Origin of the sequence: Halalkalibacterium ligniniphilum, assembly GCF_000334155.1 — a bacterium.
GTDB lineage: Bacteria > Bacillota > Bacilli > Bacillales > Bacillaceae_D > Halalkalibacterium > Halalkalibacterium ligniniphilum.
On record NZ_ANNK01000006.1, the window covers coordinates 1 to 17,557 of the forward strand.

Annotated in this window: 15 protein-coding genes; 12 read left to right on the plus strand and 3 right to left on the minus strand. The window is 43.5% G+C overall.

The genetic code is table 11. The features are described from left to right. The 7 genes from BLT_RS21125 to BLT_RS0100665 form a co-directional block, all read left to right on the plus strand. Window positions 1-3,144 (plus strand): M14 family metallopeptidase (locus BLT_RS21125; RefSeq protein ID WP_017725902.1); only part of this gene is annotated, 3,144 nt, incomplete at its 5' end. 322 nt (window positions 3,145-3,466) lie between these two features. After that, window positions 3,467-4,093 (plus strand): FMN-dependent NADH-azoreductase, encoded by a 627-nt coding sequence (locus BLT_RS0100635; RefSeq protein ID WP_017725903.1) that lies wholly within the window; start codon window positions 3,467-3,469, stop codon window positions 4,091-4,093. A gap of 192 nt (window positions 4,094-4,285) precedes the next feature. Next, window positions 4,286-5,731, plus strand: a complete 1,446-nt coding sequence (locus BLT_RS0100640; RefSeq protein WP_026104910.1) for a glycoside hydrolase family 32 protein — start codon at window positions 4,286-4,288, stop codon at window positions 5,729-5,731. A gap of 474 nt (window positions 5,732-6,205) precedes the next feature. Continuing rightward, on the plus strand, window positions 6,206-7,615 hold the full coding sequence (locus BLT_RS0100645) for a sucrose-specific PTS transporter subunit IIBC (RefSeq protein WP_017725905.1): 1,410 nt from the start codon (window positions 6,206-6,208) through the stop codon (window positions 7,613-7,615). Window positions 7,616-7,750: 135 nt separating this feature from the next. Further along, on the plus strand, window positions 7,751-8,428 hold the full coding sequence (locus BLT_RS0100655) for a uracil-DNA glycosylase (protein WP_017725907.1): 678 nt from the start codon (window positions 7,751-7,753) through the stop codon (window positions 8,426-8,428). Window positions 8,429-8,442: 14 nt separating this feature from the next. Continuing rightward, complete coding sequence (locus tag BLT_RS0100660; RefSeq protein ID WP_017725908.1) at window positions 8,443-9,273, plus strand: aldo/keto reductase; 831 nt, start codon at window positions 8,443-8,445, stop codon at window positions 9,271-9,273. Window positions 9,274-9,412: 139 nt separating this feature from the next. Then, a complete protein-coding gene (locus BLT_RS0100665) occupies window positions 9,413-10,441 on the plus strand; it encodes an AbrB family transcriptional regulator (RefSeq protein ID WP_017725909.1) in 1,029 nt (342 codons plus the stop codon). Between the two features lie 184 nt (window positions 10,442-10,625). On the opposite strand, the gene hpaB is transcribed toward BLT_RS0100665, so the two are convergent. Continuing rightward, window positions 10,626-12,062 carry a 4-hydroxyphenylacetate 3-monooxygenase, oxygenase component gene (gene hpaB, locus BLT_RS0100670; RefSeq protein ID WP_017725910.1) on the minus strand — a complete coding sequence of 479 codons (1,437 nt, stop codon included), beginning with the start codon at window positions 12,060-12,062 and terminating at the stop codon, window positions 10,626-10,628. Window positions 12,063-12,145: 83 nt separating this feature from the next. Continuing rightward, entirely contained in the window at window positions 12,146-12,487 is a 342-nt protein-coding gene (locus BLT_RS0100675; protein ID WP_017725911.1) for a hypothetical protein, read from the minus strand. Between the two features lie 390 nt (window positions 12,488-12,877). Between BLT_RS0100675 and BLT_RS0100680 the strand changes: the two genes are divergently transcribed. From BLT_RS0100680 to BLT_RS0100700, 5 genes are all read left to right on the plus strand, one after another. Continuing rightward, a complete protein-coding gene (locus tag BLT_RS0100680) occupies window positions 12,878-14,146 on the plus strand; it encodes an ammonium transporter (RefSeq protein WP_017725912.1) in 1,269 nt (422 codons plus the stop codon). A gap of 2 nt (window positions 14,147-14,148) precedes the next feature. Continuing rightward, on the plus strand, window positions 14,149-15,165 hold the full coding sequence (locus tag BLT_RS0100685) for a DUF294 nucleotidyltransferase-like domain-containing protein (protein ID WP_017725913.1): 1,017 nt from the start codon (window positions 14,149-14,151) through the stop codon (window positions 15,163-15,165). Further along, window positions 15,159-15,905 carry a 3'-5' exonuclease gene (locus BLT_RS0100690; protein ID WP_017725914.1) on the plus strand — a complete coding sequence of 249 codons (747 nt, stop codon included), beginning with the start codon at window positions 15,159-15,161 and terminating at the stop codon, window positions 15,903-15,905. The genes BLT_RS0100685 and BLT_RS0100690 overlap by 7 nt, the downstream gene beginning before the upstream one ends. Window positions 15,906-15,923: 18 nt before the next feature. Then, window positions 15,924-16,274: a MerR family transcriptional regulator gene (locus tag BLT_RS0100695; protein ID WP_017725915.1), complete on the plus strand. Its 351-nt coding sequence runs from the start codon at window positions 15,924-15,926 to the stop codon at window positions 16,272-16,274. 406 nt (window positions 16,275-16,680) lie between these two features. Then, on the plus strand, window positions 16,681-16,971 hold the full coding sequence (locus tag BLT_RS0100700) for a YwdI family protein (RefSeq protein WP_017725916.1): 291 nt from the start codon (window positions 16,681-16,683) through the stop codon (window positions 16,969-16,971). Here the strand turns inward: BLT_RS0100700 and BLT_RS0100705 are convergent. Further along, on the minus strand, window positions 16,968-17,557 hold a 590-nt coding region (locus BLT_RS0100705; RefSeq protein ID WP_017725917.1), incomplete at its 5' end, for a GNAT family N-acetyltransferase. The two genes, BLT_RS0100700 and BLT_RS0100705, sit on opposite strands and share 4 nt — an antisense overlap.

A 17,557-nucleotide genomic window follows, 5' to 3' on the forward strand; every position in this document is an offset into this window, starting at 1 on the left:
CTTGAAGTCGACCGAACACAGGTCTCACTTACAGAAGTACGCCAAGTTAACGTTACAGTTGAACTTCCAGAGCAGCTAGATTTGCCTGAATTGGAGTGGACGTTTGGCGGTAAGCCATTTTCAGAATGGAAGAAATGGGACGGGGAGGCAAAGGAATATAGCGGTGAACCTTTTATCACGGTTGTAAAAGAGCCGAGCTATGTGGAGGGCACCAATACAGTCGAATTGACGCTTGAATTTGGCTTGCCTTACGATACAGACAATCTTGCCCCAAGAAGCATCCGTGTGCTTTATCCTGAATTAATCGGAGAATATGAGCTTGCTGTTGCCAACTCAGCAACCAATTGGTCAGCCCAAACAACTCTTAAGCTTAATGTGTACGACGAATTTTTAGCGTATGAAGAAATTAAGCCAGCGATTGATGAGGTTTTTGCAAAGGCACAAGACAATCGTTACCTTGAATACAAGTCACTTGGACAATCAGTTGAAGGGCGAGACATTCATTTTGTGGTCCTTGCCAAAAGTGAGGCTGCGATTGATAAGTATTTAAATGAAACGCTACCGACAGCTCTCGAAAACCCAGCAGAATTGATTGAAAAGCTTGAAGCTGGGACAATGGGTGATTATCAAATTCCAATTTGGTTTAACAACATTCATCCTGATGAGGTAGAAGGGGTCGACGCTCAAGTTGAGCTCTTGAAAAAGCTTGCTCTTGAGAATAAAGTGACATTTAAAACAGAAGATGAAACGGGTGTTGAGAAAGTCGTTACGTTAAACGTAGACGAGGTTCTTGACCATGTGATTTTCTTGTTTAACTTTACACACAATCCTGATGGCCGTGTAGCGAACACCCGTGCAAATGCAAATGGCTTTGATTTAAACCGGGACAATGCTCACCAAACACAGGTAGAAACCATTCAAGTGAATGAAGAAATTGCAAAGTGGACACCCCTTTCATTTATTGATCTTCATGGGTATGTTGAAGGTTTCTTAATTGAGCCAGGAACACCTCCTCATAATCCGAACTTTGAGTATGATTTACTCATTAACAGTATGATTGAACAAGCGCATGCAATGGGACGGGCAGGGATTGCCAATTCTCAACTTGACTCCTATTTTATTCCGCTCCTTGATGGGTTCCTTGGAGAACCAAATGGTTGGGATGATATGACACCAGCGTATACGGCAATCTTTGCGATGCTGCACGGCTCCCTTGGTCATACAGTTGAGGTGCCGACATTGAGCCAAGACTCTCTTTATGCTGCGGTGCATTTAAGCTTAGGCGCTACGAATTATGTGCTTGAAAACAAAGATGAGCTATTTAAAAACCAGCTTGAAATCTTCAAGCGCGGGGTAGAAGGCGAAGATAATCGTGCCGTTGATTCATGGTATGTGAACCAAGCCGGTGATGAAATTGGCCGTGTTCGAGGTGACCATGACAACTTCTTCCCAGACTATTACGTGATTCCTAGTGATGAAACACAAAAGAATGTTCTTGAAGCAAAGCGGATGGTGGAATACTTGATCCGCAATGGCATCAAGGTGGAAGAAACAACAGAAGCTGTAACGGTCAACGGAGTAGAATATGGAGTGGGTACGTATATCGTGCCAATGAACCAAGCGAAGCGTGGTTTGGCGAATGCGGTTCTTTATCCAGGAGATGATATTTCTGATTGGGACGCTATGTATGATGCCATTGTTGTAAACTTCCCAGCTCTTCGCGGCTTTGACAGTGTTGAAATCCGTGAAAGCGGCGTGTTTAACGGAAAGACTGCAGAGGTTGCAAGCATCGCATATCCAGCTGCAAACCTTGATATGACAGCAGAACAGCATGTTATTTCAAACAGCAACAACGATGTCGTAAAGCTTGTCAATGAGCTGTTAGACGCAGGTGCAGATGTACATGTAGCCGTTGAGACGATAGAAGAGGTTCAACAAGGTGATTACATTGTTTCTACAGATGATCTTGCAGCCCATGCAGGAGAGTATGTGTTTGATGCATTGCCACTAACAGTAGCCTTAGAAACAGAAGCTCTATCAAAAGCAAAAGTAGCCGTTATTGGCTCAAGCCAAAGTCGGTATGTCGTTGAACAGCTTGGCTTTGACATTGTTGCACCAGAAGAAGCAGATGTCATTATTGATGATGCAGGTCGCTTTACAGCAGAACAAGTAGCAGGTAAGACCTATATCGGTATAGGTGGACGTTCCTTACAGGCAGTGCAGGAAGCGAATGTTTTAGAAGGCTTTGCAAGTGAAACGACACGCTTAAGCCATGAAGGCCTTGTACAGACAGCTGTTAGCCCATCATTGCTGACGGCAGGCTATGAAGCAGAAGAGCTATTTTATGTGACAACAGGCACATGGATTTCAAGTGTTCCTGAAAATGCGGAAGTGCTCGCAACCATTTCAGCTGAGGACGATTTCTTTGTTTCAGGCTGGTGGCCTGGACATACTGGTGCGAAAGGACAGGCACTTGCGACCTCAGCTAAAACAGCAGATGCAAGCTATACCCTTTTTGCCAATGATTTAACCTTCCGTGCTCATACGCAGCATAGCTACCGTCTATTAGCAAACAGCATTTATGCAGCATCTATTAAGAAGCCAGTAGCAGACGTGCCAGGCTTCTCAGATGTAAAAGACGATCATTGGGCGAAAGCTTCCATTGAAGCACTTGCACAGCGGGGAGTCATTAATGGCTATGCTGATGGAGCGTTCAAGCCAAATCGTTTGCTTGTTCGTGGACAAGCGGCTGAGCTTCTTGCTAATGCATTGGATTTAGAGGTTCCAAGTGAAGTACCTGAAGCACCATTCCCTGATCTCACTGTCGAAAGTTATCATGCTCCATTTGCAGCAGCAGTAAAAGAAGCTGGTGTTATTATGGGTAAAAAAGATGGTACGTTTGGGACAGGTGATTCATTAACTCGGGAACAAATGGCGACAATTCTTGTTCGTGCTTTCAATTTGCAGCGAACAGATGCGGACGTAACCTTCACCGATGCAGCATCGATTTCAGCAATTCATAAAGAGAACGTGGAAATTTTAGCGCAGCATGGTATTACAACCGAGACGACCTTCCGTCCAAAAGAGGCGGTCAGTCGTGCGCAATTTGCCACATTTCTTTTCCGAGTACTTGATGAGCAATAAGTAGAAATGGATTTAACGTATGGCTGACCGATACTTTGAGGTCAGCCTTTTTCGTTGTATGTTAAAAATTTAAAGGGCTAAGTATAACTGCAACCGAGGCTTGCCGTTTTTGAAGCGGACACAGGTTCCTTTATTTGTGAAAAAAGTAGAAGTGGACGAAGGATCGGCTATTTCAGCGTCAATTACTCCCATAAATTGGCGTGGTGATCGTCTTAAGCAAAACTATTGACTTTCAAAAGTGAAGTAACTATACTAACGTCTGTAAACTTTAACAACAAAAATAGATAAAAAGTTTACGTATTGGATAGGAGGAACCATCAAGATGGCAACTGTATTATTTGTAAAAGGAAATCCACGTTCAGTGGAGGAAGCAGTAAGTGTAAAAATGTATGAAGCATTCTTAGCTTCTTACAAAGAAGCAAACCCAGAGGACGAAATTGTTGAATTAGACCTCTATGCGAACGAACTCCCTTATTTAGACGCAACAATGTTAAACGGGATTTTTAAACCGTTACATCAAGTGGCTACGACTGCAGAAGAAGATGCAGCACGTGAAGTTGCAGATAAATATTTAGAGCAATTTATTGCTGCAGATAAAGTTGTCTTTGCATTCCCGCTTTGGAACTTTACAATTCCAGCAGCTCTTCACACGTACATTGATTACTTGAACCGTGCAGGGAAAACCTTTAAATACACTGAAAATGGCCCAGTTGGTCTAATGGGAGACAAAAAGGTTGCGCTTTTAAATGCCCGCGGTGGAGTTTATTCTGAAGCGCCAATGGCTCAGCTTGAAATGTCAATGAACTACATGAAGACGATCATGGGCTTCTTCGGCATTCAAAATCTTGCAACGGTTATTATTGAAGGACACAACCAATTCCCTGATAAAGCAGAGCAAATTATTGCAGATGGACTTGAAGAAGTAAAGAAAGCTGCTCAAGCGTTTTAATCTGATACCAATTAGGTTAGATAAACATACCTATAGAGCCAACCTTCCTGAAATGGATGGTTGGCTTTTTCGTTTTTTGGATAAATTTAAACATTGCATAAAGAAGGGTTCGAAGATGAAACTTGGTAAATGGAACGTAAATTTGATACCCTTATAAAAAAAGCGACAAAAAGTGGAGGAGTTACGAAACGGATGAATGATCGAAACAGAGAATTAATCGCCCTTGCAAATGCTGAGGTCGAAGCCTATAAAAGCAAGGTAGAGCAGGACCCGTACCGTCTGACCTATCACATCATGCCGCCTGTTGGCTTGCTGAATGACCCCAACGGCTTCATTCAATACCGGGGGACCTACCATCTATTTTATCAGTGGAACCCGTTTGCGACTGAGCATGGGGCGAAGTTTTGGGGGCATTACACTTCAAAGGATTTGGTGCATTGGCAGCATGAAAAAATTGCTCTCGCTCCTGGGGATTGGTTTGACAAAAATGGCTGCTACTCTGGCAGTGCCGTTGAGCATGACGGTAAAATAAAATTAATTTACACAGGAAACGTAAAGGATAAGGATGGCAACCGCGAAACGTATCAATGCCTTGCTGTATCAGAAAATGGTGTCGATTTTGAGAAGCAGGGAGTGGTTGTTGAATTGCCTGATGGCTACACAGCTCATTTTCGCGACCCGAAAGTATGGCAGCATAATGGGAGTTGGTATATGGTTATTGGTGCCCAAAGCAAGGATTTGACAGGGAAAGCGGTTTTGCTACGTTCAACGGATTTAAAGACTTGGGAGCATTTAGGACCAATTGCTGGAGCTCATATGGAACCGTTTGCGGATTTTGGATACATGTGGGAATGTCCTGATCTATTTGAATTAGACGGGCGTGATGTGCTTATTTTTTCACCGCAAGGGATCGAGCCAGAAGGCATTAAATATAACAACCTCTACCAAGCAGGCTATGTTGTTGGCGACATGGACTATGAGACGGTTCGTTATAAGCATGGTTCATTTGTTGAGATGGATCGCGGATTTGAATTTTACGCTCCGCAAACAACCTTAGATGAGAAAGGGCGCCGCATTCTTTTTGGCTGGCTTGGAATCCCAGAAGAGCGGGAGGGAGACCATCCAACGCTTAAGCATAACTGGATACACGCCATGACCTTGCCACGCGAACTGCGGTTAATTGATGGGAAGCTGATCCAGAAGCCAGTAGAGGAGCTGAAGCAGCTTCGCAAAACAGAAACGGTCTACGAGAATGTTCGCTTAACAGAAGAGCCGGAAGCATTTGCTGGAATTGAGGGCAAGGCGTTAGAGCTTTTTGTTGAAGCAAAGCAAAGGCTTTCTGGCTCCTTCACAATCAACATCCGAAATCATGTGACCGTTCACTTCAACGACGAAAAACAGCTGTTATCACTAAAGCGGATAAGCTTTGTTGATCACGCATCTGTAGAGGAGCGACATTGTTTCTTAAAAGAGCTGAAAAATCTTCGGGTCTTTCTTGATGCATCGTCAATTGAGCTTTTTGCAAATGACGGGGAGGAAGTTTTCACCGCTCGAATGTATCCTGATCCACAAGATGTGTCAGTGACATTTGTGGGAAAAGGAACCGGCTTTCTCCGTTTAACTGGTTATCAGCTTTAATCGTTATCCAAATGTGCTAGAAGCGATAGGATTTATAGCCCTATCGCTTCTAACATAAATAAAAGAAGTGGCTGGACAATAAGGCTAGCTGAGCAAACATCTCCATAGAAAGGAACATCAATGTATGGAAAATCAAGTCATCGTCGCAAATATGAGTGAAAGGCCATACATGAACGTTGAGGAATTGGTCATTTGAAATAAAAAATAATTCCTATACAAACCAATTGACGAACAATACGTCACGAGGTACAATGTAAGCGAAATCAATTTTATATGTGGGATTGTTACTGGTAAGCAGGCAAGACCTAAAATGTGCATAAGGGTGTACCCTTTTTTACCCTATGCCATTTTAGGTCTTTTTTGGTTTTCATCAGCTTTAGGAAGGTCTTTTGGCCGATGAAAGTACTGCTTGTTAGAATAAACCGTTAAACATGGACACGCTAATAAATAAGAATCATAAGGGAGGTTTTTTGCATGGATACAAAAAAAGTTGCTAGTGAACTTGTCGAACTTATCGGTGGGAAAGACAATATTGTCAGTGCCGCTCATTGTGCGACTCGACTAAGAATTGTGTTGAAGGATGATGATAAGCCTGACAAACAAGCAATTGAAGAGCTTGATGGGGTAAAGGGTGTTTTTAACGCTTCTGGTCAATTCCAAGTTATTTTTGGCACAGGGCTAGTGAACAAGGTGTATGCAGAATTTGCACCGCTTGCTGGCGTTGGCGGGGGAAATGATAACGACAGTGAGAAAAAAGTTGACCACGGTGAGGCAGCGAAAAAGAAAATGAATCCTCTTGCGCGACTTGCTCGGACGTTGTCGAACATCTTTGTCCCGATTATTCCAGCAATTGTGGCGAGTGGTCTTCTCATGGGGCTGCTTGGCATGCTCAGAGCCTTTGAGGTTGTGCCAGCAGATAGCTCGTTATTGCTTTTCCTTGATATGTTCTCAAGCGCCGCGTTTATTATTTTGCCGATTTTAATTGGATTTAGTGGAGCGAAGGAGTTTGGTGGAAATCCGTATTTGGGTGCGGTTCTTGGTGGAATAATGACCCATCCAACCTTGTTAAATCCTTGGACCTTGGCCAATGCAGAACCAGAGGTTGTTCAGTTTTTAGGCATGAATGTTGAGCTTCTTGGTTACCAAGGTACGGTTATTCCAATTCTTCTCGTTGTATACTTAATGAGTAAAATGGAGCGAGCCATTCGCCGTGTGGTTCCAAATGCAATTGATTTGCTCGTCACACCATTTTTAACGGTAATTTTAACAGGATTTATTGCTATGCTATTTGTTGGTCCGCTCGGAACCTGGCTTGGAAACGGACTGACCTTTACGCTTCAGCTCATTTATGATACGGGAGGATTGTTCGCTGGATTAATTTTCGGGGGTCTATACTCCACCATTGTCATTACTGGCGTACATCACAGCTTCCATGCCATTGAAGCGGCGTTACTTGCTGATCCGAACATTGGGGTCAACTTCTTACTTCCGATTTGGGCGATGGCGAATGTTGCTCAAGGTGGTGCAGGGCTAGCCGTTTTCTTCTTAACGAAAAATAAAAAGCTGAAGGAAATCTCGATTCCAGCTGCGTTCTCTGCATTCCTTGGAATTACAGAACCGGTCATTTTTGGGGTTAATCTGCGCCTTATGCGTCCGTTCATTGGTGCAGCCATCGGTGGTGCCCTTGGTGGTGCGTATGTTGTTGCCACAAATGTTGCAGCAAATGCCTACGGCTTAACCGGAATTCCAATGATCGCGATTACAGCACCGCTTGGAACAACCAACCTCATGAACTATTTAATTGGTTTTGCCATAGCAGTTGTGGGTGCTTTCGTCGCAACGTGGATTTTAGGTATTAAGGAAGATGAATCGGCAAAGAAATAGTGAAAGAGGATATTATGGAGGAGTGCCAATGGCAGCTCCTCTTTTTCTATGAAAAGGGGCGGAGTGTGAACGGTTCCTCTCATTTACCGGTTCATGCTACACTAGGTGTAAAAGAGAAGAGTGGGAGAGGAACCTATGACGATTTTAAAAAATGATTGGTCCTTCTACTTAAAAGAAGAATTTTCAAAGCCCTATTATCGAGAATTACGTGAGTTTTTAAAGCAGGAATATCGAACGAAGACCGTCTATCCGTCCATGTACGAACTTTTCAATGCCCTTCATTATACACCTTATGAAAAGACAAAGGTTATCATCTTAGGTCAAGATCCGTACCATGGTCCGGGTCAGGCTCATGGGCTAAGCTTTTCCGTAAAGCCAGGGATTAAGGCGCCTCCTTCTTTGCAAAATATGTTTAAGGAGCTGCAGGAGGATCTTGGGTGTACGATTCCAAATAACGGGTATTTAGTTCCGTGGGCAGAGCAAGGCGTTCTTTTACTCAATACGGTCTTAACCGTTAGGCAAAATGAGCCCGCTTCCCACAAAGGAAAAGGGTGGGAAATATTCACAAATAGAGTGATTGAAGCATTAAATGAGCGAGAGAAGCCTGTAATCTTTGTGTTGTGGGGTCGGCATGCCCAGGCGAAGCAAGAGCTTATAACGGCACCTCAGCATTACATTTTAACGGCACCTCACCCGAGTCCTTTTTCAGCAAACCGAGGGTTCTTTGGCAGCCGCCCTTTTTCAACGATTAATCGAATACTGAAGGAGCAGGGAGATGAGCCGATCAATTGGCAATTGCCTACATTGCCTTAAAAGGAGGAGTTTAGATGATTCATTCATTGGAATCAAAAGTAAAGCTATCGAATGGTGTTGAAATGCCATGGCTAGGGCTTGGTGTATACAAAGCAGAGCAAGGAGAGGAAGTTATTACGGCAGTTAAAACGGCACTTGAAGTGGGCTATCGTAGCATTGATACAGCGTCGTTCTACCAAAATGAGGAAGGTGTCGGTCAAGCAATTAAGGAGAGCGGTGTTCTGAGGGAAGAGCTGTTTATTACAACAAAGGTATGGAACGATGAACAGGGCTATGACAATACGCTCAAGGCGTTTGAACGAAGCCTAAGAAAGCTTGACCTAGATTATGTCGATTTATACCTGATTCATTGGCCTGTTGTGGAGAAGTATAAAGAGACGTGGCGAGCCTTTGAGGCTTTATACCGTGATGGGCGTGTAAGGGCCATTGGCGTGAGCAATTTTCACATTCACCATCTCGAAGACTTAATGAATATGTCTGAGGTCAATCCGATGGTCAATCAAGTAGAGTTCCATCCATACTTGGTGCAAACAAAACTGCTTGCTTTCTGTCAAGAGCATGATATCCAGCTTGAAGCTTGGCGTCCGTTAACGAAGGGAGATATTTTTGATCATCCCGTTGTACAAGCCTTAGCAGAAAAATACGAAAAATCACCTGCACAGATTTTATTACGATGGAACTTGGAGCATCGGATCGTTACAATTCCTAAATCGGTAACCCGATCCCGAATCATTGAAAACAGTCAAATCTTTGATTTTAGCCTTAGAACTGAAGACGTTGCAAAGCTAGATGCCCTCAATGAAAACCGACGCTACGGTCCAGAGCCCGATGAGATCGATTTTTAATCGGGTGTTCACTTGTTGAAAAAAAGGAAGTCGTGCCTCAATCATTTTTCTTTCGTAAAACGAATGAAAAGGGCATAATAAGAAGAGGAGGGAAGATTTCCTTTCTCTTTTTATTTCAAGAAAAAGAAGGCGATTTTTTATGCTTGGAAAAATCACGTACCTTTTCATTGCCGTTGGAGTTGGCGGCGTTTTTTCGTGGCTTCAGGTTCCTGCAGGTTGGTTGTTAGGTTCACTTCTTGCAGGTATTGTCAGTGCTTTTTTTATTAAAAAAGTGATGCTGTCCGATCGGTTATTTAAATATTCCTTAGCTATGATTGGAGGAAGCATTGGCTTTATGTTAAGGCCAGAGCAATTTCTTCATTACCACACACTGCTTCTTCCTTTCTTATTGACACTTATTTTAACGCTCATTGGGGGATTGTTATTAGGGCGTTTTTTAAAACGTTATTCAGCATTAAATGCGAACACCGCCTTTTTTTGTTGCTTGCCTGGCGGTGCGTCTGAAGTGATTGCGTTAAGCAAAGAGTATGGAGCAGACCAACGCATTGTCGCGGCATTTCACACAACGCGGATCACCTTTTTTGTCTTCACGATTCCACTCGTTGTCGGGTTGTACGTGCCAACAGCAACGGATGTCATTGGTTCGCGGATATCGTGGGGGGAGAGCACGTTAGCCCTTTTAACATTAGCTTGTGTGATGCTACTGACACTTATCTTTAGTAAGTATATTCATTTTCCTGGTGGGGCGCTTTTTTTTGCGATTGGACTGGGCTTTGTTGCTCATCTGCTTTTGCCGACCGTGGAGATGCCCGGCTTTGTGACTGGTATCGCTCAAGGGATTATGGGGGCGATTATCGGTATGCGCTTTGATCGTGACACGTTTATGGAGCTAAGAAACATTGGGGCGGTTAGTGCGTTGACATTGTTGCTTTATTTTGTGATGAGCATGGGATTGGCTCTCGTTTTTTGGGGATTAACTCCAATTGGTTGGTTTACGAGCCTGCTAAGCATTGTACCGGCTGGGGCAGCAGAGATGGCTTCAACCGCAACAGCTCTTGGGATTGAGCCTGCCATGGTTGCAACCTTGCAGATGGCGAGGGTTCTTGCTTTGTTCCTTGCCCTTCCTTTTCTCATTAAATGGTTTGCAACACCTGTAAAAGAAGTGTAAGCAAACATGAAGAAGGGGCTGGGACATAACGAACGTGTATGATTGTAAATGCGAACAATGCATAACCTTAGCGGAGTCTATTTCCGAAGCGAATGCGATGCAGCAACGATCATGACGTTCGGATTTCTCATTAATAAAAACTCTTTTGTCCCAGCCTCTTTTTCCTTTTTCAAATTTTTGCGGCTTACTTGTCATCTTTTAAAAATGCTTTTACCTGCTCGATGCATGCTTTTCGGTCATAGGCATGATAGAGAGAGCATGAAAGGCGAACAGGGTCGCCAAAGAAAAAGCGTTCATATTGCGTTTGCCGCGAACCAAAAGCACTCATTGTTAAATCCCAAGCGAAGCGATAAAGCTGTACTCGATCCCGAGCATTCGCACCAGCTGCTTGCAAGTATTGGTCTAAGTCTTTGCCGATAGCTGAATCAAAATCCTTTTCCGTAGGTAAAGATATATAGCCGCTTGCTCCAAGTAGATGAAGAATTTCCACAAGTCGAGCATACGTTTTTTGAAAATAACTGCAGGCTACACTTAAAGGCTTGGGATCAGGAACCATCGTCCCAAATTTGTTTTTCGTTGCGTTCGTTTCTGCTGAAATAAGAAGAGATTTCATAATTTCATGGGTCATGATCAGCTCGCTTATTTTCTCCTGTATGTGCTGATAATCAGTAATCTGAATGGTTTGCGCTAATAAATCACCGATACCTAACAAGTACTCTGCTTTTACCGCTTGACGACTAATTGCTTGGAACAGGAGCATGATATTTAATTGGGTTTCCTGATACATTTGACCGGCCAGTCGTGAGTTTTGATAGAGAAATACTCGATCCCAAGGAACAAGAACATGATCAAACACAACAATGGAATCCATTTCATCAAAGTGGGTACTTAAGGGATGATCGAATGTGTTTGACGCATGCTTTGCATAGGATTCTCGGCATATAAATTTCAGTCCTGGTGTATTTGATGGAATGGCAAAACCATAGATAAAGGCAGGCTCAACAAAATTTCCCCCGGCTGGGAACACGAGAATTTGATCAGTTAAGCCTCCCTGCGTTGCAAGCAACCGAGCCCCATGAATAACGATTCCTTTATCCGTTTCATCAATCACTTTAGCGGCAATAATGTTATCGTCCGAATACTCCACATAATGGGTCGAGCGATTGACCTGGGGGTTAATAAACGTATGGGTAAAAGAAAGGTCCTGTTTTTTGGCCTGCTCATAGATGGAAAGGATGTTCCATTGAAAAGGTTCTTCAAAAAAGGTATGGGAGGTGCCGAGGGTCATAATGGCTGTATTGAGATAATCAGGTGAACGCCCCATCGTTCCCGCACTCATTCGTGCCAAGCATTGCGTAGCTAGTCGGCGTTTTTTTAACATTTTTTTTGATGTGGGCTGTTCAAATGAAAAACCAATTCGTTCATTTGTTTCAGAGGACTGTCGCGTTAAAAGATCTTGATAGGAAGTGTTATGCTGGAGATCGTATAGTGCCGCTTTTCTTTTTAATATTCCCCGAAACGCAGGATGCTCAGAAAGCTTACCAGTTACCTGCTCCCCCTCAATCCATATTTTGTTTTGCAGCCCGTCAATTCGGTCCACGTACTCTTGTCCTGTAATCATTGACAAGCACCTCATCTCACAATAGAAGTCTCCATATATTTATGTCGAGATGGGAAATACGTGCTTTTCCTACGTCTGTTGTCTTAAAGCGTTAAGGATGGGTACATTTTTTTGCAAAGTGTCCACAATTCTTGTTCGTCAAGGTGCCTGTAGGCTTCGACGATGTTTTTTTGGACAGGCTGATCAATTTCAAAGAGTCGGCCAGCTTGAAGAAATTGTTTGAGCCACGCTGCAGGAAGATCAAGAGCCGAAAGGGAGAGTTCTTTCGTCGATGATGATATCGCAATTGTATGCTGAGACCAACGACCGTTCGTATTGGAAATTTTTCGTTCAAGTAAAGTGACAGTCACTGTAGCTTGTGCATTCTCATCAAATTGGCGAATCCGTAAAAGCAAAGAGTATGGAACAAATACATCGATATACATCGTGCTCAGCCTCTCTATGAAAATATGCATTTATCATAAAGATATTGTAACGTGTTTTTTGTCATTTCGTAAGCAAAATGCTCCACTCTTTAAGCGTAAATTTGTCCTTTCCCTTCTGAAATGAATGGTGAGGATAGGTTTCCTTTCATAAAGGCGGTCCGAGAAAAAGGTCTACCTAGTTTTGTTACTGGACAGAAGAGAAGCTTCGCCCTTATCCATAAAATATGTAAGCGTTTAAACGGAAAATGTCCATTTTAAATGAACGAAATACTATGTAAGCTTTTCTGACATGTTTGTAGATTCAGAAAATAAGAAACGTATAATGAGGATTAACAGTTGATGTTAGCTTAGTTCACGCGAAGATGTTTATTATGTGAGAGGAGAGGTACTATGTCGGAAATGCTACTGATGGACAATTTATGGATTATGATTAGTGCAATTCTCGTATTATTCATGCAAGGGGGCTTTATTCTTTTAGAAGCAGGCTCAACGCGAATGAAAAATGCAGGACATATTGCAGGAAAGACCATATTTACAGTAGGGATTGCGTCACTCGTATACTGGGCTGTTGGTTGGGGCTTCGCGTATGGTGATGGAAATGCATTTATCGGATTATCTGATTTCTTCTTTGGTGATTATTCCACGGCGGATGAAGGATTAGTTGGCTCAGTTGATTTCTTCTTCCAAGTCATGTTTGCAGCGATTGCATTAACGATTGCGCTAGGTGGATTTGCGGAGCGTGCGAAATTATCTGTATACATTATTTTTGCGGTACTATTTACTGCTTTCGTTTATCCGATTGTTGCACACTGGATTTGGGGCGGCGGCTGGTTAGCGGAGCTTGGCAAACAAGATTTTGCTGGTTCAACCGTTGTTCACTTAACTGGAGCAATGGGGGCGTTAGCAGCTACGATTCTATTAAAGCCACGTCTTGGTAAATTTAACAAGGACGGATCATCCAATGATTTAGCAGGACACAACCAAGTTTATACAGCTTTAGGGGTCTTAATTCTTTGGGTCGGTTGGTTTGGTTTTAATGGTGGTAGTACATTTGGCGTTGCGGATGCATTCTTTGGTTATGTTGCACTTAATACCCAGCTTGCAGCAGCAGCAGGTGCAGTGGCAGCACTATTTATTGCTTGGTCTTTATCAGGAAAAGCAGATGTTCCAACAATGTTAAATGGTGCTCTTGCTGGTCTTGTTGCAATCACCGCATCTTGTGCTTTTGTTGCACCTTGGGCTGCTGTCATTATCGGTACAATCGGTGGTTTAATTGTTTACTTTAGCATGAAGTTCTTTGACAAAGCGAAAATTGATGACCCAATCTTTGCTCTTTCTGTCCACGGTGTCGCCGGGGTGTGGGGAACAATTTCTACAGGTTTCTTTGCAACACCTGAACTTGCAGCTATGAATGGCGGTCAAGCCGGATTGTTCTATGGCGGAGGATTCGCGCAATTAGGTGTTCAATCACTAAGTGTTGTCGTATGTGGTCTCTTTGCCTTTGTTGCTTCGTATGTGCTGCTTCTCATTACAAAATCAGTTGTTGGTGGCTTACGTGTTACAGAAGAAGAGGAAATCATGGGACTTGACCTCAGTGAGCACGGTAGTTATGGTTACCCTGAAAGCATGCAATCAACTTCACAAAAAACTGGAGCGTAAAAATGGCACACATCCAATCTTATCAACCATCCGATGAGATGGATCGACGATTTGAACGTTTCGAAGAGATTCGAGATTATCGAACAGAGCAGCTGAAACAAGTACGACTCAATCATCAAGCTTTAAATCAGTGTCACGACATCATCATGAAGCAAACCGTACTTTTGGCGATGAAACAAACGGAAAGTGAGTTGGGGCCACCCCCTACTCACTTTGTGTTCTTTGTAATGGGAAGTGCAGGAAGAACGGAGCAGTCTGTGCTGAGCGACCAAGATCACGGCATCATCTATGAAAATGTGGAGCACCAACATTATTTTTTAGCCCTCGGTGCCAACATTGAAGAAGGTCTTGTCAAAGCTGGATACGAGCGCTGTGACGGCATGGTGATGGCCTCCAATCCTCGGTGGTGTAAGGAAAAAACCGCTTGGAAAAATCAGCTGCAGCAATGGATTGAAACGGACACATGGGAATCGTTGCGCTATTTGCTGACCTTTTTTGATTCCCGTTCATTAGTAGGGACAGAAGAATTGCTTTACGAGGCAAAGCACTCACTTCTTACCGTCGTAGAGGAAGATGATAATGGATATTTCCTGAAACGAGTGGTTGAAAACACTGGGCGCTTTAAAAGGGGTGTCGGTCTCTTTGGGCAATTGCTCGTCGAAACAGGAGGAGAGTTTAAAGGGTTATTTGACCTTAAACGTGTAGCTTTTTTCCCTTATGTCAATGCATTACGCATTCTGGCTTTAAAAGAGCATGTTCTTGAACCATCGACGATTGGTCGTTTCAACCGTTTAGCTGATGCGTATCAGCTACAAGCTTATCAAGCATCATTTGAAGCACTATTGGATAAACGGTTGAAATGGCAGCAAGGGATTGAAGCGTATGAACGGATCCACTATCTCAATTTGAAGCGGTTATCGAAGGATGAAAAGAGACAGTTGAAAAAGCTCACAAAAGAGGGGCAAAGGCTCTACCGCAATGTGGAGAAACATGTGATAAAAGGATGGTCTGCATGGTGATGAATCATATGGTCCAACTCATGAAACAGCTTTCAACAAAGCTGAGTCCGACGATTTATACGTCTGCACAACAACAGTCGAGTGCCCAACAGTTATCCTATATGCGGCAGCTGCAACGGGAATTGAAGCGGGAAGATGTACTCGATATCCCGCTTGCAAAGCTGCCAGTAGTCGTCTTTGATTTGGAAACCAGTGGTTTTTATCCTGATAAAGGGGACCGGATTTTATCCATTGGAGCGGTGAAGGTGACGGGAGAAATGATACAAGAGGATCAATTTTTTTATTCCTGTGTGCGTTCAGAACAGCTTCCGTCTGCAGAGATTTTGGCGTTAACAGGTTTGAAAAAAGAAGAGCTGGAGGAGGCCCCACCACTGGGAGAAGTCCTGCAGCAATTTTATCGATTTGTCCGTCACTCGACGCTTGTCGCTCATCATGCAAGTCATGAAAAAGCCTTTATGTCCCATGCCACATGGCAGACGTTAAAGCTGCCGTTTCAGCATCGAATCATTGATACATCGTTTTTAACAAAGGTAGTGGCCCCAAAAGAAACGCTCGTAAGCTTGGATGATTGTTGCGCGTATTATGGGATTCCTGTAGCGGATCGTCACCATGCTCTTCATGACTCACTAATGACGGCAAAGCTTTGGAAGGCTTCGATTTCCGAAGTGCAGCAAGCAGGATATGAGACGTTGCGAGACATCTATTTGTTTCTAGCAAAGGGGCGAACAACGAGGATATAGCAGAAGGAGGGGGGAGGCATGAAAAACGAAATTCCTCGTCATGTTGCAATGTTTCCAATTAGTGTCGTAAAAGAAATGACAAACTTAACTGCTAGACAAATTCGATACTACGAGGAACAAGGGCTCATTACGCCAGAACGGAATGAAGGGAACCAACGGTTGTTTTCATTAAACGACATTGCTCGATTTATGGAAATCAAATCCTATATCGACGAAGGCGTAAATATTGCAGGAATCAAGGCGGTTTTTGCTTCCAAGCAACAAAAAAAGAACACGAGCGCCGAAAAAGCAGGAATAGACATGACATCAAGAGAATGGCAACGAGTCATGGATCGTCTTGTTGCAAAAAAAGGCAACCGTTCAACGTAGACGTGGCGGTTGTTTTTTCTGTGGAAAAGGGGACGGAGCTTCCGTGCAAGCCGCTAAAACGAAGAAGCGCCTCCGCTCACACCCCTTGATTGAAAGGTTACACAGCGTTACTAGACGAATTTGTTTTCATCCTTGTGGTAAGAATGAGCAGTCCATGCGGATTTGAGTGGAAAAGGGGACGGAGCTTCCGTGCAAGCAAGCTAAAACGAAGAAGGGCTTCCGCTCACACTGCCTTGACCTGAAATGGTGCACAGAATGATCGGCGGAACTCATTTTCATCCGAGTGGGAAGAGCGAGCCGTTCATGAATGTATCTGTAGAGAAAAAGGAGTTAAAGGAACTGGGTGGCAGGTATGTTTCTCAAATGCTATGCTAGGAGAAAATGATGCCATAATGAGGTGATAGCTGTGAATATTTCAGGAGATTCCGTGATTCGGCAAATGGAAGTCCAGCTTGAACGTTTAAAACTGTCAATGAAAGCAGGCGATGAACGTCAAGTGAAAGAGCATGCTGCGGTGCTCAAGGGATATTGTAACTTATTTATCGATAGCTCAAATGAAGATAAACCACCAGCTGGAGTGCAATCACATCAGGCGGTGATGGCACAGTCATACTTTAGCAAGTCTGTGCTCCCTCCCACGTCTCCCAAGACAGAAAAAAATGAAGGGGACCAGGGAGGAAGCCTCCTGGACTTTTAGCGATCAGGATTTTTCCACTCCACGAGCACTGCATGATTTAGTGATTCATCATCATCTACGTAGTTTTCCAGGACTTGCAGAGGGGTTAAGCCTTGTTTGATCATAAACGTGAGAACAAGGTCTGTTTTTTCTCCTTTATTGACCGCTTTTACATAGTCTTCTGCTGTCATTTTATGGGCAAAATGATGGTAATCAGGAATCCGGCAACCTGCTAAGAATCTCGTTAATCCAAGTCTTTTAACAAGATCTTTTCTCGCTTCATAAAGGGCGCGGGCAATCCCTTGACCACGGTAGCTTGGGCGTACACAAACATCAATTCCATAAAGGCTATCTCCGTCAGGTTGATGGCTCTTCTTAATGTATCCGCCATCTGCTATCTCTTCCCATGTGTGAGGCTTGCCGTCGTATTGAATGATGAGAGAGGTTGCTGAGCCAACAACAACACCATCAATTTCAGCAAGCATAGCTCCTTCGGGAAACGTCTCAACATGTGCAGCAATTTGCTCACGGCTCCACCAAAGCTCTTCAGGGAACGGTGGTGGGAAGGCCTCTTTTTGAACGGCAAGTAAGCCTTCAAAATCATCAA

Excerpts from the sequence above, each read along its gene's own strand:
- hpaB (WP_017725910.1), bottom strand. The coding sequence starts at position 12,062 with ATGATTACAGGACAAGAGTACGTGGACCGAATTGACGGGCTGCAAAAC.
- BLT_RS0100680 (WP_017725912.1), top strand. The coding sequence starts at position 12,878 with ATGTCGGAAATGCTACTGATGGACAATTTATGGATTATGATTAGTGCA.
- BLT_RS0100655 (WP_017725907.1), top strand. The coding sequence starts at position 7,751 with ATGACGATTTTAAAAAATGATTGGTCCTTCTACTTAAAAGAAGAATTT.
- BLT_RS0100665 (WP_017725909.1), top strand. The coding sequence starts at position 9,413 with ATGCTTGGAAAAATCACGTACCTTTTCATTGCCGTTGGAGTTGGCGGC.
- BLT_RS0100645 (WP_017725905.1), top strand. The coding sequence starts at position 6,206 with ATGGATACAAAAAAAGTTGCTAGTGAACTTGTCGAACTTATCGGTGGG.
- BLT_RS0100695 (WP_017725915.1), top strand. The coding sequence starts at position 15,924 with ATGAAAAACGAAATTCCTCGTCATGTTGCAATGTTTCCAATTAGTGTC.
- BLT_RS0100660 (WP_017725908.1), top strand. The coding sequence starts at position 8,443 with ATGATTCATTCATTGGAATCAAAAGTAAAGCTATCGAATGGTGTTGAA.
- BLT_RS0100675 (WP_017725911.1), bottom strand. The coding sequence starts at position 12,487 with ATGTATATCGATGTATTTGTTCCATACTCTTTGCTTTTACGGATTCGC.
- BLT_RS0100685 (WP_017725913.1), top strand. The coding sequence starts at position 14,149 with ATGGCACACATCCAATCTTATCAACCATCCGATGAGATGGATCGACGA.
- BLT_RS0100635 (WP_017725903.1), top strand. The coding sequence starts at position 3,467 with ATGGCAACTGTATTATTTGTAAAAGGAAATCCACGTTCAGTGGAGGAA.
- BLT_RS0100640 (WP_026104910.1), top strand. The coding sequence starts at position 4,286 with ATGAATGATCGAAACAGAGAATTAATCGCCCTTGCAAATGCTGAGGTC.
- BLT_RS0100690 (WP_017725914.1), top strand. The coding sequence starts at position 15,159 with ATGGTGATGAATCATATGGTCCAACTCATGAAACAGCTTTCAACAAAG.